Here is a 20,714-nt window from a genome sequence, read left to right on the forward strand (position 1 = left end):
CCCTGCCGACATCGTATTGATTACACCAGGTGTTCGCCCTGCTGGAAGTGATGTAGGGGATCAAAAGCGTATTGCAACTCCCGAACAAGCACTTGCTGATGGCGCGAACTTATTGGTAATTGGTCGGCCAATCACGGGTGCTACCAACATCGGCGAAGCTGCTGCTGAAATTGCTGCAAGCATCAAGTCCTAAACTGCTACTAACCTTGGGCTACAAGAAAGGACTAGATTAATGACAACTCAGTTGGTCGTCCTGTCTGGTCCAAGTGGCGTTGGTAAAAGTTCAGTCGTTCAAGCCGCGTTAGCTCAACTCCCACAAACTTGGCTTTCTGTTTCGGTCACTACTCGCGCACCTCGACCAGGCGAAGTGCACGGTGTCAATTATCTCTACATCTCCAATGCCGAGTTTGATCAAATGTTGGCTGGTGACGAATTACTTGAGTGGGCAGAATTTGCTGGCAATCGCTACGGCACACCTCGCCAGCCCGTTCTAGAGCGATTATCGTCTGATATTCCGGTACTTCTGGAAATCGAAGTTCAGGGCGCTAAGCAAGTTCGAAAAAATATGCCCGAAGCAGTTTTAGTGTTTTTGGTGCCACCTTCTTGGCAAGATTTGGAATCGCGGCTCGAAGGCCGGGGGACCGAAACCCCAGAACAAGTGGCTCTGCGCCTTGAAAAAGCCCAAGATGAGTTGGATTCTGCCGATTTCTTTGACTATGTCATCACAAATGACGATGTCGCGCGGGCAGCCGACGAGTTGGTATCATTTCTAAAGTAGTTTTAATCCCTGAAGGAGCCCCCGTGTCCGCTGCCACTGCTGAAGGCATTACAAATCCACCAATTGACGACTTGCTTGAAGTCGCCGATTCGAAGTATGCCCTAGTTATATACGCAGCAAAGCGTGCTCGTCAGATCAATGCTTACTACTCGCAGCTCGGTGAAGGTCTGCTTGAGTATGTTGGACCACTTGTTGAGGCGGGCAATCAGGAAAAGCCGTTGTCAATCGCCCTTCGTGAAATTAATGAAGGCAAATTGACTATCGAAGCCGAGACTGCGTCCTAAACTTCATCCCGACCATCGGGAGTTATCGTGGATAATCAACAGCAACTCAAGATCGTTGTCGGTGTCGGTGGCGGCATTGCTGCATACAAAATTGCCGCGTTAGTTCGCCTACTCACCGAAGCTGGTCACACTGTTCATGTCGTGCCAACTGCCGCATCTCTAAATTTCGTTGGCGCAGCTACTTGGGAGGCGCTATCTGGAAATCCTGTCATCACGGATTTGTGGGAGAGTGTTGCAAATGTTCCGCATGTTCAGCTTGGTCAGCAAGCCGATTTAGTTATCGTTGCTCCTGCTACTGCCGACCTGCTGTCTCGAGCTAGTTCTGGATCAGCAAATGATGTCTTAACAAATGTGCTGCTGACCGCGACTTGTCCCGTTGTATATGCCCCCGCGATGCACACGGAGATGTGGTTGAATCCAGCGACACAAACAAACGTTGCAACATTGCGGGCTCGTGGCGCTACGGTAATTGATCCAGCAGTTGGAAGACTAACTGGCAGTGATTCTGGCGTAGGTCGGTTGCCAGAGCTCGCAGATATCACCACCATTGCGCTGGCGGTTGCCAGCAAGCAAACTCAAGATTTAAGTGGCAAGCGAATTGTGATTACTGCTGGAGGTACTCGTGAGTACTTAGATCCAGTGAGATTTATTAGCAATCGATCATCTGGCAAACAAGGAATTGCACTAGCAACTGCAGCCGTTAGTCGCGGTGCAAAAGTTACTTTAATTGCCGCAAACATTACCGAGCCTATTCCGTCCGGTGTCTCGGTGATCTCGGTTGAAACAGGTCGTGAATTGGCACATGAACTTTATGCGCAAAGTCGCATAGCCGATGTGGTCATTATGGCGGCTGCCATTTCTGACTTTGCTCCTGTCCAGACCAATCCAACAAAAATTAAAAAGCGGCCAGACCAAGAGTCGATCACCCTAGAGTTCAATCAGACGCCAGACTTGCTACATTCACTTACACATCAACGCGATCATTCCGGAACACCTAAAGTTGTAGTTGGTTTTGCAGCTGAAACTGGTGACGAGACGGGCAGTGTGCTTGAGCATGCGCGAGCCAAACTCCTTAGTAAGGATTGCGATCTGCTGGTCGTCAACGAAGTAGGCCATGGTCTCGGGTTTGGCACACCCGAAAATCAGGTCACGATACTTAGTAAGAGCACTAGCGAAGAGATTGTGGTTCCTCGAGCACCTAAGCTGGAAATTGCTCACGCCATTCTTGATGCGTTAGTTGCCTACCAGCCACGCTGACTGCGTGTATCGGCGCGATTGTCGATTCTTACACCGATAAGATTGTGCCTCGTTGGACTTTTTGTCGAAATAGTAAAGGTAAGTAAATGTCAGGTCGTCTTTTCACTTCCGAATCCGTTACTGAAGGCCATCCAGACAAGATGGCAGATCAAATCTCAGATGCCATTCTTGATGACTTGTTGAACCAAGACCCAACAAGTCGAGTTGCCGTAGAGACACTGCTTACCACGGGCCAAGTTCACGTGGCAGGTGAAGTCACCACTGAAGGCTATTGCGACGTAATGAGTATTGTGCGCGAAGTGGTTAATTCGATTGGGTACGACTCGTCCACCAAAGGTTTTGATGGCAACTCTTGTGGAGTTTCAGTATCAATTGGCACGCAGTCACCAGATATTGCCCAAGGTGTTGACGATGCATTTGAAGAACGGGTTTCCGGATCTGCCGATCCGCTTGACCGACAAGGTGCAGGCGATCAAGGTCTGATGTTTGGCTACGCCTGCGACGACACCCCAGAATTGATGCCGCTACCAATTACCTTGGCGCACCGACTAGCGCAACGACTTACTGAGGTGCGAAAGTCAGGGGAGTTGGCCTACTTGCGACCAGATGGCAAAACTCAAGTCACTATTGAGTACGCCGAAAACCGCCCAGTTCGACTCGAAACAGTTGTCGTGTCCTCTCAGCACTCAGAGAATGTCGATCTAGATAAAACTCTGGTCCCAGAAATCCAGAAATTTGTTGTAGAGCCAATTTTGGCCGAGTTTGACTTAGCATCCGATGACTATAAGTTACTGGTGAATCCAACTGGCAAGTTTGTCGTTGGCGGACCAATGGGCGATGCTGGCTTAACTGGTCGCAAAATCATCGTTGACACCTACGGTGGGATGGCTCGTCATGGTGGCGGCGCATTCTCGGGCAAGGATCCATCCAAAGTCGATCGCTCAGCTGCTTATGCCATGCGCTGGGTGGCTAAGAATGTAGTTGCGGCCGGCCTAGCTAAGCGCTGCGAGGTGCAAGTCGCCTACGCAATTGGCAAAGCCCAGCCAGTTGGAGTATTTGTCGAAACCTTTGGAACCGGAACTGTTTCAGACGAGAAAATTCAGCAGGCCATTCACAAAGTATTTGATTTGCGTCCAGCTGCAATCATTGCTGATTTAGAACTTTTAAATACCGATGTCGTTAAGTATCGCCCAACATCAGCCTATGGACATTTTGGTCGTCCCGGCTTTACTTGGGAGCGCACCAATCGGGCAACAGAGTTATCCGCGGCGCTTTAACAACTGTCGCAGCCATCTGACAGACTCAAGAATGTGACCGAGTCAGAACTTAGTTTGTTTCCGACCCCGCGTAAACGGGTTAAGGCGGCGACTCCGCTAGCTGCCGAGTTACCGGTGGCCACAGTTCTGATAGACAACTCTTTGCCACACCTCGATCGATTATTTGACTATTCGGTTCCCGAAAAATTTTCGGAAAGTGCCCAGCCTGGTGTACGGGTGCGAGTCCGATTCGCTGGAAAACTGGTCGACGGCTTTTTGATTGAGCGATTGGCCGAGTCAGATCATCCTGGGACTTTACTTCCGCTGTCGGTGGTTTCTGATGAGCAGGTTCTGACTCCAAAACTCTTTGACTTAGTAACCCAAGTTGCGCAGCGAAATGCTGGCGTGCGTTGGGATGTGGTACGTAGCGCCATCCCGCACCGCCATGCCCGAGCCGAAGCCCAGGTTGGTCAAGTGGCTGATTCCTACCCAAATCCAGCGACCGAATTACTTAATCAGTATTCAGGTGGGCAGGCATTGTTAACGCGCACAGTTGCTCGCCAAGCACCACGGGCAGTCATGCCTACAGGAGCAGATGATCCTGCCAAAATCCTCACTGAATACGCACTTACTGTCGCAAACAGCAATCAAGGCATCATCATTTTGGTGCCTGACCGGACAGCTCTTGATCGTGTAGTCGCCATACTTCAAAGTGCTGGCTGCCAACTCGAATCACTGGCAGTAATTTCAGCCGACGATGGTCCAGAACTTAGATATCGAAACTGGCTTCGGGCACTTAGGGGTCAAGCACGCATTGTCGTTGGGACGAGATCTGCGGTATTCACGCCAGTACCTAACTTGGCAGCAATCTGTATTTGGGACGACTGGAATGAAACCTTTTTAGAGCCACACGCTCCTTATTGGCACACTCGCGAAGTTGCAGTGCTCAGAAGTCAGCTGGAAGAGACCGCTCTCTTGGTACTGGGTAGCTCGCCTTCAATAGATGCAGTCGCTCTCATGCCCTGGTTAGCAGCAGTAAGTCGGCCGGCCGAACAGGCTCGTAAAAGCATGGCTCGAGTGCGCAGTGCCTTAGAAGAGCCATACGCCATGCAGGCAGCAGTACGGATTCCGGAACTCGCATTCAAAGTCATCGCTACCGCAGTCAAACTAGGGCCAGTCCTGATTTCAGTACCGCGTGCCGGTTACGCACCTCGCCTGGCCTGCCAAAAATGTCGCACCCTTGCAATTTGTCGAGAATGCAGCGGGCCTTTAGTGCAAACGGGGCGCTCAAGCGCACCTACCTGTCGACTCTGTGGGCATCTTGATCCAACATGGCAGTGCATAAAGTGTTCCCTAACGGAACTCAGGGCAACGGTAATTGGCAGCACGCGCACTGCTGAAGAGTTAGGTCGAGCATTTCCTGGCGTCCCTGTTCGCTCTTCATCGGCTGATCACATAGTTCGTCGAATCGATAGCCGGCCGAGCATCATTGTTGCCACGCCCGGAGCTGCTCCAATTGCCGAGTCTGGATATCAAGCAGCAGTTCTCCTCGATGGCAACTCCATGCTGGCTCGACCAGATTTACGGGCAAGCGAAGATACTTTTGCTAAGTGGATGGAATGCGCCTCATTAGTTCGTGCCGAAGGTGAAATTGTCGTTGTTGCGGACGCTGCACATCCTGCTGTTCAAGGATTGATTCGCCACGACCCACTTGGATTTGCCACCCGCGAATTGAGCGAGCGAGCTGCAGTCGCCCTTGCGCCTGCAGTACGGCTTGCTGTCTTAACTGGTACCCAGGCAGATATTGATGATCTAATGGCGCTTACCGAGCTTCCGGCTCAAGTCCAGACGCGCGGACCAGTGCCTACGCCAACTGGAGTGCGCCTACTCCTTTCTATTGATCGAGCACACGGGCTCGACTTAGCCTGTGCACTCAAGGATGCTTCAGCAGTTCGTAGTGCCCGTAAGCGCGGAGAGCCTGTGAACATCAGATTTGATCCGTACGATCTTTAGTGCCGTCGCATAAATCTTGGCGACATTAGACTTAACTAACTGCGGTAATCAGGAGGAAGCATGGGAGTTCAGGAAATACGACTCTTGGGTGACCCAATTCTCGCCACGCCAGCTTTAGAAGTTAAAACTTTTGACAAAGAGTTACGCAATTTGATTGCTGATTTAACTAGCACCATGCTCGAAGCTGGTGGGGCTGGCCTAGCCGCGCCACAAATTGGCGTGTCGCTTCGAGTGTTTACCTACGATGTGGATGATGTGATTGGCCACCTGATCAATCCAGTACTAACACTTTCCAAAGAGACACAGGATGGCGAGGAGGGCTGCCTTTCTATCCCAGGCCTAGCCTTCGACTGCATTCGCGCTGAGCATGTAATCGCACATGGTTTCAATATGCACGGTGAACCAGTCGTAATTGAAGGAAGTGACTTGCTGGCTAGGTGTCTGCAACATGAAACTGACCATCTTGATGGCATTGTTTTTATTGATCGACTTGATGAACAAACTCGCAAAGAAGCCATGAAAGCAATCCGGGAAACTGATTGGTTCGGACAAGCGCCGCAAATAAAACTGAGCCCACATCCACTGACAAACGGACTGCTGTAACTGTGCGCATCGCTTTTGCTGGGACTCCCGAAATTGCTGTTCCGATTCTTACTGCCTTGACTGAAGCGGGCCATGAGCTCGCCTTTGTGCTTACGCGCCCAGATGCACCGGCCGGCAGGGGACGAGTGCTCACAGAAAGTGCTGTTGCCGCCAAAAGTCGCGAACTTGAACTTCGCTGCTACAAAACTACTGATTTGACCTCCTTGACCGAGCAAATTAAAGAAGTTGAATGCGTTGTTGTGGTTGCTTTTGGTGCGCTGATTCCACAAACTCTTCTCGGGTTGCCAAAACATGGCTGGATAAATCTTCATTTCTCTTTGCTTCCACAGTGGCGAGGCGCAGCCCCCGTACAACACGCAATCAAGTCTGGTGACGACGTTACCGGTGTAACCGCCTTTCAAATTGATTCCGGCTTAGATACCGGACCAATCCTTAGTTCGTTAGCCACAAATATTAAGCCGGATGAGACAGCCGGTGAATTGCTGGATCGTCTTGCCCTTGAAGGCACAGGATTAATCAACTCAACTTTGGCTGGGTTAGCCCAGGGCAAGCTATTTCCGGTTACGCAGAGTTCAGTGGGAGTATCACTTGCGCCGAAAATTACTAAGGAAGATGCCCGCATTGATTGGCAAATGCCAGCATTGGCAATTGAGCGACACATTCGTTCGGTAACTCCAACACCAGGCGCATGGACTGAATTTGCCGATGAACGAATTCGCATTTTCCCGGTTAATTTAGCACCTGAAATAACTCACTTATCGCCTGGCCAAATAGTCTCAAGCGATGGTTTGGTGCTCGTTGGAACTGGTAGCCATGCAATCGCGCTCCAGCAAGTTCAGCAGGCTGGGCGAACTGCAGTTTCGGCTATGCAGTGGTTTAGCAATCAGTCTGGTGATTTCTTTTCATGACCACTGCTGCCCGAAAAGTTGCCTATTCGGTAATACATTCAGTCCATGTTGCTGACGCATATGCAAATTTGATGCTCCCTACAGCCTGCAGTAATGCAAACCTGACCACTAGAGATGCAGCTTTTGCCACTGAACTTACCTATGGCACATTGCGCCGACAAGGAAGTCTGGACGCAGTTATCAAAGCATGTGCTGATCGAGATAATTTAGATTCAGAGGTGCTCGACGTTTTACGTTTAGGCGCGTATCAACTACTTTTCCTACGAACGCCAGTACATGCTGCGATAAACGAAGCCGTCTCGTTGGCAAATGCCGAAGTTGGCCGCAGTGTTACCGGTTTTGTCAACGCAGTACTGCGCCGAATTTCCGAGAAAACCTGGCAGCAGTGGTGCACAGAGTTGACCACGGGAATACCTGACGTGGAGCGACTTGCCATTGAGTACTCGTATCCTGTTTGGGTAATCAGAGCGCTAGCAGATGCCTATGAGTGTGATGCAAGGAGCATCGTGCCAATTTTGGCCACTGGCAATGAGCCAGCAAACATTACGCTGGTCGCAAGACCTGGACAAGCAACGCTAGCGGAGTTACTCGAACTGCCGCATGTAGTTGCCGGTAATTGGTCGCCGATTGCCGCGACTTTGGTTCGAGCAACGGATATTGAGAACCCATGGTCGTCGAATCCAGGCGATTTGTTTTTAGTGCAAACAAATAGAGTTGGGGTCCAAGACGAGGGTAGCCAACTTGTGGCCCTCGCGCTTGCTCAAGTACCGATTGACGGAGCCGAAAGCAACTGGCTGGATATGTGTTCTGGCCCAGGCGGTAAGGCAGCAATTTTGGCTGGCTTAGCTGCTGAACAAGGAATTCACTTCACAGCGTTAGAGCCGAACGAGTCCCGAGCAAATTTAGTTAAAAATGCCCTGTGGAATGCACCAGGCAACCCAAAAGTAGTAGTTACTGATGCTCGGGAATTCAACCCCGATCTTGAATTCGATCGGATTCTGGTCGATGCGCCATGTACTGGACTGGGTGCACTGCGTCGAAGACCTGAAAGTCGCTGGCGTAAACAGCCCAGCGACATCGGCCCACTCACGCAATTGCAAAGAGAATTACTAGCTCAGGCAGCCAAACTAGTTCGCGTCGGTGGACTGATTGCATATGCAACCTGCTCTCCGCATATTTCCGAAACAGATTTAGTCATTGCTGCTTTCTTACGAGAACATTCAAACTTTGCCGAAATTGACCTGGCTCCAGTTTTGCCCAGACTTAAATTGCCCAGTGGCACCAAAAAATTGCGACTGCGACCAGATGTTCATGGCACTGATGGCATGTATCTAACTATTCTGACCCGCACGGCAACTGCTTAATCCCGTAAACTGCCTATGTGGGTTTACGGATTTCGCCAAGCATTCTTTCTGCAGACTTTGGCCAATTGACCGCCGAGTGCGCGCGCGTGGCAGCAGTAGCCGACTGGATTCACGTCGATGTTATGGATAACCATTTTGTACCTAATCTGACGCTTGGTTTGCCGGTCGTTGAGTCGCTAGTCAAGACAGTTACCACACCGATTGACTGCCACCTAATGATTGCCGACCCTGATCGATGGGCGCCAGGCTATGCCGAGGTTGGAGCGGGCAGCGTCACCTTTCACATCGAAGCGGCAAAATCTCCTAAGCAGATTGCGAGCGACATTAGAGCTCAAGGCGCTCGCGTAGGCATTGCACTCAAGCCCGGAACTGCACTTGAAGAATATGTTGATTTGCTGCCACACATTGACATGCTGTTAATCATGACCGTTGAGCCAGGCTTTGGTGGACAGTCATTCATGGCTGACCAAATGAGCAAAGTGCGAATGGCCCGCGAACTCATCAAGGCAGGCGATTTATCCGTTTGGATTCAAGTCGATGGTGGAGTTTCGGCGGCAACCATTCAAGAATGTGCTGATGCCGGAGCCGACACTTTTGTTGCCGGATCTGCCGTCTATCAAAGTGCCGATCCAGCGTCGGTAGTTTCAACGCTAAGGGAGTTAGCAACTGCTGCCACAAATACTTCATGGTGGTGCGCACACTAATGTCGCATGAGCAATTCATGGCGCAAGCAATCGACTTAGCTAAACAAGTTGACCTGTCGCGGGATGTAAACCCGAGCGTTGGTGCCATAGTCGTTTCGACGTCTGGGAAAGTAGTTGGAACTGGGGTGCATCGCGGTTCAGGCACCGACCACGCTGAAGTAGTAGCCCTGAGTGCTGCTGGCCAAAGTGCTAATGGCTCAACTGTTTATGTAACTCTTGAACCATGTGCTAGTTCAGGGAAACGACCCCCTTGTGTTGATGCACTAATTTCCGCGGGTGTTTCCCGAGTGATTTATGGACAACGTGATCCAAATCCAAAAATGGCAGGTGGAGCAGACTTGCTTAAATCTGCTGGCCTGGCGATTGAATCATCGGTGCTTTCTGACGAATGTGAATCACTGAACCCTTCTTGGACTTTTGCACATGAACAAGGACGACCTTGGGTTATTTGGAAAACTGCAACCACACTTGATGGCTTTATCGGTGCCACCGATGGCACTAGTCAATGGATTACTGGCGAACCAGCCCGAGAATACGTGCAACGAATCCGAGCAACAGTAGGAGCGATTGTTACGGGAACTGGAACGGTGCTCGCCGACAATCCACACTTAACTGTTCGCTCACTTAGTGCTCAAGACCAGCCGCTTCGTGTAGTTGTTGGCAATAGGGCGATCCCAGATGATTCAAATGTCAATAAGTTTCCAAAGCCCGCAGTGAAATCAACAGCAGACATTTCGGATGTTATTCAGCAGTTGTGGGCAGACTATGGTATCCACCGAGTACTTATCGAGGCAGGATCTGGACTTTCAACTAGTGCGTGGCGAGCCGGGCTAGTTGATGAAGTGTACTGGTTTCAAGCCCCGGCAATCGCCGGTGATGGCATCAAAGTGCTGGGGGATATTGGCGTTAAAACAATGTCAGATGTTCGACGATTTTCCCAAATGACCGTTAATCGTGTTGGATTAGACCTAGTGGTTCATTTCACCACACGGCAGGATTAAGTATGTTCACTGGGATTGTTGAAGAACTCGGGGAAGTTCTTGCAATAAAGCAGTTGCCAGACAATGCTCTGCGATTAAGTATCCGAGGCCCACTTGCAGTGAGCGACAGCCAACTCGGCGATTCAATTGCAGTCAATGGCGTTTGCTTAACTGCAATTGAAATCAGGGATGACACTTTCAGTGCCGATGTAATGCAGGAAACCGTTCAGCGTACAACTATCGCCAAACTTGAAATTGGCGACCAGGTAAATCTAGAACGTCCAATAACTCTGGCAACTAGATTAGGTGGACATCTGGTACAAGGCCATGTGGATAGCGTCGGAACTATTGTCAGCCGAACCAAATCAGAAAATTGGGATATTGTCACGATTGCCGCCGATCCCACAGTTCTCAAATACATCGTAGAAAAAGGTTCCATTACTGTTGACGGGGTCTCACTAACAGTAAGCGCAATTACATCTTTGGACTTTAGTGTTTCGCTAATTCCAGCGACTTTGTCGAAGACGACTCTAGGAAATAGAACGGTTGGCGAATCAGTAAATCTTGAAGTTGACTTGGTTGCCAAATACATTGAAAAGTTGGTCCAGCGATGACCAGGAATTTTGATTCCATTGATAAAGCCATCAGCGAAATTGCAGCAGGACGGGCGATTGTCGTTGTTGATGATGAAGATCGTGAAAATGAGGGCGATTTAATTTTTGCCGCAAGTAAAGCAACTCCAGAACTTGTTGGTTTTATGACTCGTTACACATCAGGCGTGATTTGTGTTGCTATGGAAGGCGCTGAACTTGATCGCCTGGATCTACCCCCGATGACCGTAGTTAATGAAGATCGCAAAGGCACCGCATATGCCGTCAGTGTTGATGCTCGCAACGGAATTACTACGGGAATTAGTGCAGCCGATCGAGCCCACACCATCAAAGTCATGTGTGATTCTGCTACCGAAGCTCGTGACTTAACCCGACCTGGCCACGTTTTTCCATTAAGAGCAATGCCAGGTGGCACATTGCGTCGTCCTGGTCACACTGAAGCAGCGGTTGATTTAGCCAGAATGGCCGGCCTAACCCCAGCAGGCGTTATTTGCGAAATTGTTCATGATGACGGATCCATGATGCGTGGCGATGCATTACGTGAGTTCGCCGATACCCATGGTTTGGTTTTGATTTCTATTGAAGATTTAATCGCTTATCGTCGACGCACCGAATCACAAATTCAGCGGGTCGCGAGTGCGCTGCTGCCAACTGAAGTTGGAAATTTCACTGCAGTTGGTTACCGGAGCATCTTTGACAACATTGACCACATTGCGCTGGTTATGGGTGAAATCGGCGATGGTGAAGAAGTTTTAGTTCGCGTGCACTCTGAATGTTTAACTGGAGATGTACTTGGTTCGCTACGTTGTGATTGTGGGCCGCAGCTGCATGCCGCTATGCGCATCGTTGCTCAGGCAGGAGGTGGCGTAGTACTTTACATGCGCGGCCATGAAGGGCGCGGGATTGGTCTGCTACATAAATTGCGGGCATATGCACTCCAGGATCAAGGTGCCAATACGGTCGAAGCAAACTTGGCCTTAGGCTTGCCAGCAGATGCTCGTGACTACGGCACCGGAGCGCAAATTCTTGCAGATCTGGGTATCAAATCGATGCGACTGCTCACAAATAATCCAACCAAACGGGTTGGATTAGACGGTTATGGACTTAGGATCACAGAGCAAGTGCCTATCGAGATCGAACCAAACGATTACAACCTTGGCTACTTGCGCACTAAGCGTGATGAAATGGGCCATGATCTGAATTTAAGGGAGTCCTTATGAGTTCTTCAGGTAGCCCCGATATTTCAGTGCAGTTGCCCGCTAACACCAAAGTGACAATCGTGGCCGCATCTTGGCACGAAGAAGTCATGAATGGCTTGATCGCCAGTGCAGTTCGCACAATCGAACTTTCCGGTGCCAGTGCCAACTTAGTCCGGGTTCCAGGCACCTTTGAACTTTCGCTTGGGGCCCAGGCAGCCATTTCCGCTGGGGCGGATGCAGTAGTTGCCCTAGGAGTTGTCATCAGAGGTGGAACGCCACATTTTGATTATGTTTGCCAAGCAGTAACGGATGGCATAAATCGAGTCAGTCTCGATACAAATGTGCCCATCGGTTTCGGGGTGCTAACCTGCGACACCGAGGAGCAAGCACTAGACCGCGCCGGCTTGACACAAAGTAAAGAGGATAAGGGTGCTCAAGCTGCTCAAGCTGCCCTGGCAATGTTGCAAGTTCTGAATAATTTCAAAAACGCCTAGGCTAGAGGCATGAAAACCTTTGATGAATTGCATGCTGAACTACTAGCACGCGTGGCAAGTGGCGACCCAGAGTCGGGAACCGTTGCCATGGTCAATGCTGGAGTCCACGCAATCGGTAAGAAGGTAATTGAAGAGGCCGCCGAAGCTTGGATGGCCGCTGAACGCGAATCAGATGAGGCCGTAGCAGAAGAAATAGCCCAACTTTTGTACTGGGCGCAAGTTTTGATGATTGCTCGGGGCATCAGCCTTAATGATGTGTACGGAAAGTTGTAGTCATGCTGCGTATTGCGATTCCAAACAAGGGCCAGTTATCAGATCCAGCTCGCGAAATGTTACGCGAAGCGGGCTACGCCGTAGCGGCAACCACCCGTGACCTGGTAGTACAAGATCCAGAAAATGACGTGGAGTTCTTCTTCTTGCGACCACGCGACATTGCTACCTATGTAGCTAGTGGAACATTAGATGTGGGAATCACTGGTCAAGATATGCTTGCCGATTCTGGTGCCGCCGCCGCCACCGTACTTGAACTTTCATTTGCTCCGTCAACTTTCAGACTTGCTGCACCCGCTGGCTTGGTTTCGGACCTTAAAGACATCTCAGGCAAGCGCATCGCCACTTCTTATTCGGGTATCTTGACCGAATGGCTTAACAGTCAGAACATTCAAGCCCAAATTGTGAAGCTCGATGGGGCGGTTGAGAATGCAGTTCGCCTTGGAGTAGCTGACTTGGTTGCTGATGTTGTGGCTACTGGCACAACACTGAAGCAAGCAGGACTAGAAACAATTGGTGATCCGATTTTTACCAGCCAAGCAATCTTGATTACCCGCCCCGACATAGAAGATCAGGGTGCACTTGATGTCTTTATCCGGCGGCTACAAGGGGTCATCGTTGCTCGTACCTATGTTTTGGTGGATTACGACATCCCAAACACCTTGCTGGATAGCGCCTGTGCCTTAACGCCAGGTATTGAGTCACCTACAATCTCGGCGCTTCAGGATTCACAGTGGTCAGCAGTTCGGGCCATGGTTCCGCGAAAGGCGGTGCACGCAATTATGGACGAACTCTATGACTTAGGCGCCCGCGGCGTTCTGGTGACCGACATCCATGCGTGTCGCCTGTAATGAGCGACTTCACCAACTCGGAAATTCCAGAAACTGATTTCGCCCAAGATTTGGGAGAACCCAGCCTCGCCTTGCGCTTAGCCATGACAAGTTTCGCTGGAGAGCGCACTGATGAAACAGTCAAGGCATTGGTTGGAAATCTCGCCCATCAACGATTACTCATCCCCGTACTTGCTCGAGTTGACTCCAAACTGGATGGCGTTGAAAAAGATAGCAGTATGCAGGCTGTTGAATTTGTGGCCAAAGATGGTCGTCGGGCGTTGTTGGCATTCACCGGTGTCGATTCGGTTGCTCTTTGGGATAACTCTGCACGACCAATCCCCAGAGCGGCCCACGTAATTGCACAAGCAGTATTAGAGCAAGAGCTTGATGCGCTCATTATTGACATCGCTGGTCCAACTCCGACAGCACTTGATGGGGCACTTCTAGTGCGTGTGGCCATGAGTGAACATCAACGTCAGTATCTGGAATCGGCCCTAAATTCAGTTTGTGATGCCATTGAAGATCTTGACGGCGTCGAAGAGGCGCTTTGGGAAATTACCGAAGAAGAGGTAGAGCTCGAATTGTTTGTTTCGCAGGTTGCCACCGATCTTGGTCAGCAGATAGCCGAGTTATTGCAGGATCCGACATTTACAGTGGTGCTTGATCGCCCCCTAAGTGTTCAGGTAACGCAGACCAAAGCCAATTAACCGCTAATAGACCGGTCCGGTGTATTGCTCGCCAGGTCCCATGCCGGGCTCGTCTTTGATGACCGAGCGCTCACGAAATGAGCGTTGCAGAGTCTGTAATCCATCGCGCATTGGGGCGGCGTGGTGTGCCCCGAGATCTGGAGCGCTGGCATCAACCAATCCCGCTAATGCAGTTATCAGAATCCGAGATTCCGCTAAATCAGTGCTAGTACCCTCAAATTCGCCTAGTTTCACCGCGGCGGCAGTCATCAGGTCAACGATGTGCAAACTAAGGATTTCCACGGCTGAAAGGGCAGCTAAGTCTCTGGCCGCGGTAATCCCGGCTTTTTCTGGATTAGTGTTCTGGCTGGTCACCTTGCTACAATCTCACATGACCGATGTTTCCGCTACGGCGGGCTCATCTACAAGCGGATTCACATCCCACCCGCACCGCCGAGCAGGCGTCGGGTCGGTCTAGAGCAGTCGCGTAAGTGACTTGTGCCTACGGGCCTGCCTCTGGTTGATGTGATTTCACTTGCCACATTTCGACCACAGGAGGACATATCAGTATCGAAACCCGCATCAATGATCGAATTCGCGTTCCAGAAGTTCGACTTGTAGGGCCAGCCGGTGAACAAATCGGCATAGTCGCAATCGAAGATGCACTGCGGTTAGCTTTTGAAGCAGATCTTGACTTGGTCGAAGTATCGCCCGAAAGCAAGCCTCCTGTCTGCAAACTAATGGACTTCGGCAAATTCAAATACGATGCAGCGGTTAAAGCACGAGAGTCTCGTAAGAATCAGGTCAACACCGTTATCAAAGAGATGAAACTTCGCCCCAAGATTGATAACCATGACTATGAGACCAAGAAAGGTCACATCTTACGCTTCTTGAATGCCGGCGATAAAGTCAAGATAACCATCATGTTCCGCGGTCGCGAACAATCGCGTCCAGAACTTGGATACCGACTATTGCAGCGACTTGCTGCTGACATCGGTGAGATGGCAATAATTGAGTCATCGCCCTTGCAAGATGGTCGAAACATGACCATGGTGCTCGCACCAGTTCGCAAGAAGACCGCACCTACTAAGCCAACAAAGCCAGCCGAAACAGTTGTGCAGCAACCCGTTGTGCCAGCTGAAGTGGCTGTTAAGCCAGAAGTTGTTGCAACCGAACCTGAAGTTGCTACGACCGAGACAGCAGAGCAAGCGGTTGTCGCACCAGCTAAGAAGGCTGCGGCCAAGAAAGCGCCGGCCAAGAAGGCGGTAACCGAGGCAACAGATGCTACTCCTGCGAAGAAAGCTCCAGTGAAGAAAGCGGTAGCCAAGAAAGCAGCCACCAAGAAAGCCGAGTCGTAAGACTCACCCGAGATTTGTAAGACAACGAACAAGGAGAAAAAGTAATGCCGAAGAATAAGACGCACAGCGGTGCAAAAAAACGTTTCCGGGTTACTGGTTCCGGCAAGTTAATGAAGGAACAGTCAAATAAGCGCCATCTACTTGAAAGTAAATCAAGTAAGCGCACTCGTCGACTTTCTGTTGATCAGGTTTTGTCCCCAGGCGATGCCAAGAAGGCAAAGAAATTACTCGGTCGCTAACCGCGAACTCGAAAAGGAGAATGAATCATGGCACGTGTAAAAAGAGCAGTTAACGCAGCAAAGAAGCGTCGTGAAGTTTTAGAGCAGGCAAGTGGCTACCGTGGTCAGCGCTCACGCCTGTACCGCAAGGCAAAAGAGCAAGTTACCCACTCGATGGTGTACGCATATGCAGATCGCCGTACTCGCAAAGGCGACTTCCGCAAGCTTTGGATTCAGCGCATCAACGCTGGCGCTCGAGCGAATGGACTTACTTACAACCGCTTCATTCAAGGATTGAAGATTGCTGAAGTTGAGGTTGACCGTCGGATGCTCGCCGAGCTTGCGGTTAACGAGCCAGCAACTTTCGCTCAATTGGTACAGGTTGCAGCTAACGCTCTGCCAAAGGACTAACTTTCAGACATGACATATGTCGAAACAAACGTGCGTGCACTCAAAGTAGTGCGCGCACGTCGCTTATTAGAAAGCAAATTCAGGGCAGCGCAGCAGGCTTTCTTGGCTGAAGGACCACAAGCAGTCCGCGAAGCGATTAATTCCGGATTGGTTCGAGAGCTATTTATCACCGAGGATTCAGCCGATAGGTACCAAGATATTTTGCAATCAGCACAACTCCAAGCTGTCGAAATCACTCTGGTAATTCCGGAAGTCATTGAAGTTTTAGCCAGTGCCGTAACACCGCAAGGCATGGTTGCCATCGTCAATAGTCCCGATTCGGCCCTTGAGTCGGTGCTAAATTCAAATAGCAAGCTGGTTGTGGCCTTGGCATCAGTTCGTGACCCAGGAAATGCTGGCTCAGTGATTCGAGTAGCGGATGCAGTTGCCGCCGATGGCGTACTAACCACAACAGACTCGGTAGAACTACAAAATCCCAAGGTAGTTCGCTCAACTGCTGGTTCGCTTTTTCACCTGCCCTGTGTTGAAGGGGTCGATCTTCATGAAGCAATTGCTCGGGCTCGGCTATTAGGACTTCAAGTCTTGGCCGCCGACGGCAGCGGAGAGCCGTTTGATGTAGCAGCTGATCTGACTAAACCAACACTCTGGATTTTCGGAAATGAAGCTTGGGGTCTGCCACAGGATTTACTTAATGCTGTGGACCAGGTGGTTGCAATCCCAATATATGGCAAAGCCGAATCATTGAATTTAGCAACGGCAACCGCAGTCTGCCTCTATGCCAGTGCCAGTGCCCAGCGGTCCACAAACTCTTGAATCCAACCCGCTAAACTTGAAAAAGTTAAATTTTAGGAGTCTGGTCGTGTCTGCCCCAAATAAGTCCTTCGACCCGGTTGAGGTCAGCACTTTGGCGCCAGAATATCTCGACGAACAAGTAGCGATCGCACTCTCGGCAATTGCCAACGCTGCCAATCTAGATGAGTTAAAGGCGGTTCGGCTAGCACATGCTGGAGACCGGTCACCACTGGCACTTGCTAACCGCGAAATCGGCGCACTACCTCCAGCAGCCAAGGCTGAAGCCGGAAAGCGCATGGGTCAGGCCCGCACTGAGGTGAATCAAGCACTGGAAGTTCGGTCAGCTGAGCTAGAGGCTGAGCGAGACGCTCTAATTTTGCTAACTGAGCGAGTAGATGTCACGGCCGCTGCTCAATCATCCGTGCGTGGCGCACGTCACCCGCTAACTACGATTCAAGAACAAATCGCCGACATCTTTATTGCGCTTGGTTATGAGATGGCCGAAGGTCCTGAAATTGAAGCTGAGTGGTTTAATTTCGACGCCTTAAATATTCCAGCTGACCATCCAGCTCGAACTATGCAGGACACATTTTTTATTGAAAATGAAGAGTCTGGCTTAGTTTTACGCACTCACACTTCACCTGTGCAAATTCGGACAATGCTAAATAAGCAGCCTCCGATTTATGTCGTTTGTCCTGGTCGAGTTTTTCGCACTGACGAGTTAGATGCGACGCACTCGCCAGTCTTTCACCAAGTCGAAGCTTTGGTCGTGGATAAAGGCATTACTATGGCCGACCTGAAAGGCACACTTAATCATTTTGCTAGTGCAATGTTTGGCCAAGGACTCGTGACTAGACTTCGTCCATCATTTTTCCCATTCACCGAGCCATCCGCAGAAGTCGATCTTCAGTGCTTTGCCTGCCGTGGTGCATCAGTAGACAATCCAAGTGCGCCATGTCGTACTTGCCGCAGCGAGGGCTGGATCGAGTGGGGTGGCTGCGGAATGGTGAACCCCAAAGTCCTTATCGCATGCGGAATTGACCCCAATGAATTCACGGGATTTGCATTCGGCATGGGACTCGAGCGCACATTGATGTTCCGGCACGGCATAACTGATTTGCGCGATATGTATGAGGGCGATGTGCGTTTCACTCGGGCATTTGGGCTAGGTGGGTAATGCGCATTCCAGTTTCCTGGCTCAGAGAATTTGCCCCATTGCCCGAAGATATATCCGGTCGTGAATTGGCAAGCCTACTTCTTTCTGTTGGCTTTGAAGTTGAAGGGGTAGAGACGGTTGGTGATGTTCGTGGCCAACTAGTAGTGGGCCGAGTGCAATCAATTGAAGAACTTACCGAATTTAAGAAGCCTATTCGGTGGTGCCAGGTTGAAGTAGGTTCAGCAAATGGCGCTCAGGATACGCCTGGGGTCCGGGGCATAGTTTGTGGCGCCCGCAATTTTGAAGTCGGCGATCTTGTCGTGGTCGCGCTACCAGGAACCACCCTTCCAGGTGATTTCACCATTGCAACTCGCGAAACCTATGGACATATTTCGGATGGAATGCTGTGCAGTGTCCGTGAGCTCGGATTAGGGGATGACCATTCGGGAATCATTGTCCTTCCTGCCGACAGAGCCGAAGTAGGCGACGATGCCTTCCCAATCCTTGGCCTAGGTGAAGAGGTACTAGAAGTTGCCGTAACTCCAGATCGCGGATACGCCTTAAGTATCAGAGGTATGGCTCGCGAAGCAGCGATAGCCGCAGGTGTTCAATACTCAGACCCCGCAAATGCATTGCCTGAATTGGCGCTCGCATCTGGAATCGCAGTTGAAGCAGCAAGTGCAGATTTGCAGGCCTGCGATTTATTAGTGCTGCGAACTTTAGAAAACTTTGATCCCAAAGCACCTACTCCTGATTTTATGAAAGCAAGGTTGGCGGCCGTTGGCGTTCGGTCCATTTCGTTGGCTGTAGATGTGACCAACTATGTGATGTTCGAGTTAGGTCAGCCGCTACATGCCTTTGACGCAGACAAAATCTCGGGAACAATCCACGCTCGTCGCGCTAAGCCTGACGAGCTGCTCGAAACTCTCGATCATGTCAAGAGAAAATTGTCGCCCGATGACTTAGTTATCGCAGACGATTCGGGTGCACTCTCATTGGCGGGTACCATGGGCGGGTCTGCAACTGAAATCACTGACTCCACTACTCGAATCGTCATTGAAGCAGCGCACTTCGACGCCACGGTTGTGGCCAGAATGAGTCGACGCCATAAACTTTCAAGCGAGTCATCGCGCCGCTTTGAGCGCGGTGTTGATCGAATGATTCCGCCCGTTGCAAGCGCTCGGGCCGCACAATTACTAATAGAGCATGGTGGAGCAACGTATGCCGGAACATCTGCTATCGAATCTGCTCCTGACGCTACAGTTATCGATTTTGACCCAACTTTGACAGACACCATTTCGGGCCACACCTATGACCTAGAAAAATCAAGACGGATTCTGGAAGCCTTAGGTTGCAGTGTTTCGGATAGTGCACACGCCTGGAAGATACGACCTCCATCTTGGCGACCGGACTTGGCTCAAGCTATTGATCTTGTCGAAGAGATTGTTCGCATCGATGGGTATGACAAGGTTCCTGCCACTTTGCCAACTGCTCCAGTCGGACCAGGGCTAAGCGCTGAACAGAAAGTGCGTAGGCGTATTGGTTCATTCCTAGCCGGTCGTGGCCTAGTTGAAGTGCAAAATTATCCGTTTACCGCAGAGAGCGATTTACAGAATCTGGGCATCACCAGTGACGACTTGAGGTACAAAGCAGTTAGATTAGCAAACCCACTTTCAGACGAGCAGCCTTTACTTCGAACCACTTTGCTGCCGGGCCTAGTAGGCGCGGTAAACCGCAACATCTCGCGGGGATTTTCAGATGTCCCACTTTTTGAAATCGCAAGCGTTAGTTTTTCGGCGGGATCTGCACCGCCAGCTAATAAAGTGCCAACCACTTCGCGCCCAAGTGACAAAGATCTTGATTATTTAGCGAGCTTAGTTCCGGTACAGAAGCGCCATTTAGGCATCATGATCGCCGGATCTATGCACAGTGCTGGTTGGTGGGGCAGTGCTGACCAAGCCACTTGGCGTGACGCCATTGACCTAGTTGTAGCACTTGGTGCTGAACTTGGACTGACCCTTGATGTGAAACCGGCAGATTCCGCTCCGTGGCACCCAGGTCGCTGCGGACAAATTTTCCTTAGTGAGCAATCTCTCGGTTTTGCCGGTGAGTTAGCCCCAAGAGTAACCGCTGAGCTAGGTCTGCCAGAGCGGACTGTATCTGCGGAAGTCGATCTGGATACATTAATTGCTTCAGCAAATGTAACTCCTAAAGCGCCGAAGGTTTGGACCTTCCCGGTTGCCAAAGAGGACATCGCCTTGATCGTTGACGAATCTGTTGCAGTTGCCGATTTGATGTCTTGTATCTCGCAGTCAGCTGGAGATTTGCTTGAAGAAGTAAGACTTTTCGACATTTATCAAGGTTCTCCCATTCCAGAGGGTAAGAAATCTCTGGCATTTTCCTTAAGATTTCGTGCGCCTGACCGCACTTTATCTGCCGAAGAAGTTGCTAAATCAAGAATGGCAGCGGTCGAAGCGGCAAACACTCAATTTCAAGCAACCCTTCGTGGCTAGTCGATTCGGGCCCAGAAATTGCCCTG

24 protein-coding genes are annotated in these 20,714 nt (G+C 50.6%); 23 read left to right on the forward strand and 1 reads right to left on the reverse strand.

The window, feature by feature from the left end; genetic code table 11:
• From EBS36_05070 to EBS36_05150, 17 genes are all read left to right on the forward strand, one after another.
• A partial coding sequence (locus EBS36_05070) for an orotidine-5'-phosphate decarboxylase (protein ID NBU32521.1) occupies nt 1–193 on the forward strand: 193 nt, incomplete at its 5' end.
• A gap of 39 nt (nt 194–232) precedes the next feature.
• Entirely contained in the window at nt 233–778 is a 546-nt protein-coding gene (locus tag EBS36_05075) for a guanylate kinase (protein ID NBU32522.1), read from the forward strand.
• 23 nt (nt 779–801) lie between these two features.
• Nucleotides 802–1,062, forward strand: a complete 261-nt coding sequence (locus EBS36_05080) for a DNA-directed RNA polymerase subunit omega (protein ID NBU32523.1) — start codon at nt 802–804, stop codon at nt 1,060–1,062.
• A gap of 51 nt (nt 1,063–1,113) precedes the next feature.
• Complete coding sequence (gene coaBC, locus EBS36_05085) at nt 1,114–2,319, forward strand: bifunctional phosphopantothenoylcysteine decarboxylase/phosphopantothenate--cysteine ligase CoaBC (GenBank protein NBU32524.1); 1,206 nt, start codon at nt 1,114–1,116, stop codon at nt 2,317–2,319.
• 86 nt (nt 2,320–2,405) lie between these two features.
• Nucleotides 2,406–3,596, forward strand: coding sequence for a methionine adenosyltransferase (locus EBS36_05090; GenBank protein NBU32525.1), 1,191 nt, complete (start codon nt 2,406–2,408; stop codon nt 3,594–3,596).
• 33 nt (nt 3,597–3,629) lie between these two features.
• A complete protein-coding gene (locus EBS36_05095; GenBank protein ID NBU32526.1) occupies nt 3,630–5,588 on the forward strand; it encodes a primosome assembly protein PriA in 1,959 nt (652 codons plus the stop codon).
• A gap of 60 nt (nt 5,589–5,648) precedes the next feature.
• Nucleotides 5,649–6,191 (forward strand): peptide deformylase, encoded by a 543-nt coding sequence (def, locus tag EBS36_05100; GenBank protein NBU32527.1) that lies wholly within the window; start codon nt 5,649–5,651, stop codon nt 6,189–6,191.
• Between the two features lie 2 nt (nt 6,192–6,193).
• Nucleotides 6,194–7,099 carry a methionyl-tRNA formyltransferase gene (locus EBS36_05105; protein ID NBU32528.1) on the forward strand — a complete coding sequence of 302 codons (906 nt, stop codon included), beginning with the start codon at nt 6,194–6,196 and terminating at the stop codon, nt 7,097–7,099.
• A complete protein-coding gene (locus tag EBS36_05110) occupies nt 7,096–8,463 on the forward strand; it encodes a hypothetical protein (protein ID NBU32529.1) in 1,368 nt (455 codons plus the stop codon). The genes EBS36_05105 and EBS36_05110 overlap by 4 nt, the downstream gene beginning before the upstream one ends.
• Nucleotides 8,464–8,480: 17 nt before the next feature.
• The gene (rpe, locus tag EBS36_05115; protein ID NBU32530.1) at nt 8,481–9,167 is read left to right on the forward strand and encodes a ribulose-phosphate 3-epimerase; all 687 of its coding nucleotides are present in this window, start codon (nt 8,481–8,483) and stop codon (nt 9,165–9,167) included.
• Nucleotides 9,149–10,168 carry a bifunctional diaminohydroxyphosphoribosylaminopyrimidine deaminase/5-amino-6-(5-phosphoribosylamino)uracil reductase RibD gene (gene ribD, locus EBS36_05120; GenBank protein ID NBU32531.1) on the forward strand — a complete coding sequence of 340 codons (1,020 nt, stop codon included), beginning with the start codon at nt 9,149–9,151 and terminating at the stop codon, nt 10,166–10,168. Before rpe ends, ribD begins: the two co-directional genes overlap by 19 nt.
• 2 nt (nt 10,169–10,170) lie before the next feature.
• Complete coding sequence (locus EBS36_05125; GenBank protein ID NBU32532.1) at nt 10,171–10,761, forward strand: riboflavin synthase; 591 nt, start codon at nt 10,171–10,173, stop codon at nt 10,759–10,761.
• On the forward strand, nt 10,758–11,978 hold the full coding sequence (locus EBS36_05130; protein ID NBU32533.1) for a bifunctional 3,4-dihydroxy-2-butanone-4-phosphate synthase/GTP cyclohydrolase II: 1,221 nt from the start codon (nt 10,758–10,760) through the stop codon (nt 11,976–11,978). The genes EBS36_05125 and EBS36_05130 overlap by 4 nt, the downstream gene beginning before the upstream one ends.
• Nucleotides 11,975–12,451: a 6,7-dimethyl-8-ribityllumazine synthase gene (locus EBS36_05135; GenBank protein ID NBU32534.1), complete on the forward strand. Its 477-nt coding sequence runs from the start codon at nt 11,975–11,977 to the stop codon at nt 12,449–12,451. The genes EBS36_05130 and EBS36_05135 overlap by 4 nt, the downstream gene beginning before the upstream one ends.
• Nucleotides 12,452–12,460: 9 nt before the next feature.
• Nucleotides 12,461–12,724: a phosphoribosyl-ATP diphosphatase gene (locus EBS36_05140; protein ID NBU32535.1), complete on the forward strand. Its 264-nt coding sequence runs from the start codon at nt 12,461–12,463 to the stop codon at nt 12,722–12,724.
• 2 nt (nt 12,725–12,726) lie between these two features.
• Complete coding sequence (locus tag EBS36_05145; protein ID NBU32536.1) at nt 12,727–13,572, forward strand: ATP phosphoribosyltransferase; 846 nt, start codon at nt 12,727–12,729, stop codon at nt 13,570–13,572.
• The gene (locus EBS36_05150; protein ID NBU32537.1) at nt 13,572–14,261 is read left to right on the forward strand and encodes an SseB family protein; all 690 of its coding nucleotides are present in this window, start codon (nt 13,572–13,574) and stop codon (nt 14,259–14,261) included. The genes EBS36_05145 and EBS36_05150 overlap by 1 nt, the downstream gene beginning before the upstream one ends.
• A 3-nt stretch (nt 14,262–14,264) precedes the next feature.
• Here the strand turns inward: EBS36_05150 and EBS36_05155 are convergent, their stop codons facing one another.
• Nucleotides 14,265–14,615 carry a DUF1844 domain-containing protein gene (locus EBS36_05155; GenBank protein NBU32538.1) on the reverse strand — a complete coding sequence of 117 codons (351 nt, stop codon included), beginning with the start codon at nt 14,613–14,615 and terminating at the stop codon, nt 14,265–14,267.
• 167 nt (nt 14,616–14,782) lie between these two features.
• On the opposite strand from EBS36_05155, the gene EBS36_05160 reads away from it, so the two are divergent.
• The 6 genes from EBS36_05160 to EBS36_05185 are packed head-to-tail and all read left to right on the forward strand — an operon-like array spanning nt 14,783 to nt 20,688.
• Complete coding sequence (locus tag EBS36_05160; protein NBU32539.1) at nt 14,783–15,598, forward strand: translation initiation factor IF-3; 816 nt, start codon at nt 14,783–14,785, stop codon at nt 15,596–15,598.
• Between the two features lie 44 nt (nt 15,599–15,642).
• Entirely contained in the window at nt 15,643–15,837 is a 195-nt protein-coding gene (locus tag EBS36_05165; GenBank protein ID NBU32540.1) for a 50S ribosomal protein L35, read from the forward strand.
• A gap of 27 nt (nt 15,838–15,864) precedes the next feature.
• Nucleotides 15,865–16,227 carry a 50S ribosomal protein L20 gene (locus tag EBS36_05170; GenBank protein ID NBU32541.1) on the forward strand — a complete coding sequence of 121 codons (363 nt, stop codon included), beginning with the start codon at nt 15,865–15,867 and terminating at the stop codon, nt 16,225–16,227.
• 9 nt (nt 16,228–16,236) lie between these two features.
• The gene (locus tag EBS36_05175) at nt 16,237–17,040 is read left to right on the forward strand and encodes an RNA methyltransferase (GenBank protein ID NBU32542.1); all 804 of its coding nucleotides are present in this window, start codon (nt 16,237–16,239) and stop codon (nt 17,038–17,040) included.
• A gap of 46 nt (nt 17,041–17,086) precedes the next feature.
• The gene (locus EBS36_05180) at nt 17,087–18,196 is read left to right on the forward strand and encodes a phenylalanine--tRNA ligase subunit alpha (GenBank protein ID NBU32543.1); all 1,110 of its coding nucleotides are present in this window, start codon (nt 17,087–17,089) and stop codon (nt 18,194–18,196) included.
• Nucleotides 18,196–20,688, forward strand: a complete 2,493-nt coding sequence (locus EBS36_05185) for a phenylalanine--tRNA ligase subunit beta (protein NBU32544.1) — start codon at nt 18,196–18,198, stop codon at nt 20,686–20,688. Before EBS36_05180 ends, EBS36_05185 begins: the two co-directional genes overlap by 1 nt.
• Nucleotides 20,689–20,714 lie beyond the last annotated feature (26 nt).

This window comes from Actinomycetota bacterium (assembly GCA_009923495.1).
Classification (GTDB): domain Bacteria; phylum Actinomycetota; class Actinomycetes; order S36-B12; family UBA5976; genus UBA5976.

Coding starts and splice junctions, on each gene's coding strand:
- EBS36_05110 (NBU32529.1), top strand. CDS start 7,096: ATGACCACTGCTGCCCGAAAAGTTGCCTATTCGGTAATACATTCAGTC.
- EBS36_05170 (NBU32541.1), top strand. CDS start 15,865: ATGGCACGTGTAAAAAGAGCAGTTAACGCAGCAAAGAAGCGTCGTGAA.
- EBS36_05090 (NBU32525.1), top strand. CDS start 2,406: ATGTCAGGTCGTCTTTTCACTTCCGAATCCGTTACTGAAGGCCATCCA.
- EBS36_05175 (NBU32542.1), top strand. CDS start 16,237: ATGACATATGTCGAAACAAACGTGCGTGCACTCAAAGTAGTGCGCGCA.
- EBS36_05145 (NBU32536.1), top strand. CDS start 12,727: ATGCTGCGTATTGCGATTCCAAACAAGGGCCAGTTATCAGATCCAGCT.
- EBS36_05140 (NBU32535.1), top strand. CDS start 12,461: ATGAAAACCTTTGATGAATTGCATGCTGAACTACTAGCACGCGTGGCA.
- EBS36_05185 (NBU32544.1), top strand. CDS start 18,196: ATGCGCATTCCAGTTTCCTGGCTCAGAGAATTTGCCCCATTGCCCGAA.
- EBS36_05135 (NBU32534.1), top strand. CDS start 11,975: ATGAGTTCTTCAGGTAGCCCCGATATTTCAGTGCAGTTGCCCGCTAAC.
- EBS36_05150 (NBU32537.1), top strand. CDS start 13,572: ATGAGCGACTTCACCAACTCGGAAATTCCAGAAACTGATTTCGCCCAA.
- ribD (NBU32531.1), top strand. CDS start 9,149: ATGGTGGTGCGCACACTAATGTCGCATGAGCAATTCATGGCGCAAGCA.
- EBS36_05130 (NBU32533.1), top strand. CDS start 10,758: ATGACCAGGAATTTTGATTCCATTGATAAAGCCATCAGCGAAATTGCA.
- EBS36_05165 (NBU32540.1), top strand. CDS start 15,643: ATGCCGAAGAATAAGACGCACAGCGGTGCAAAAAAACGTTTCCGGGTT.
- EBS36_05075 (NBU32522.1), top strand. CDS start 233: ATGACAACTCAGTTGGTCGTCCTGTCTGGTCCAAGTGGCGTTGGTAAA.
- def (NBU32527.1), top strand. CDS start 5,649: ATGGGAGTTCAGGAAATACGACTCTTGGGTGACCCAATTCTCGCCACG.
- EBS36_05125 (NBU32532.1), top strand. CDS start 10,171: ATGTTCACTGGGATTGTTGAAGAACTCGGGGAAGTTCTTGCAATAAAG.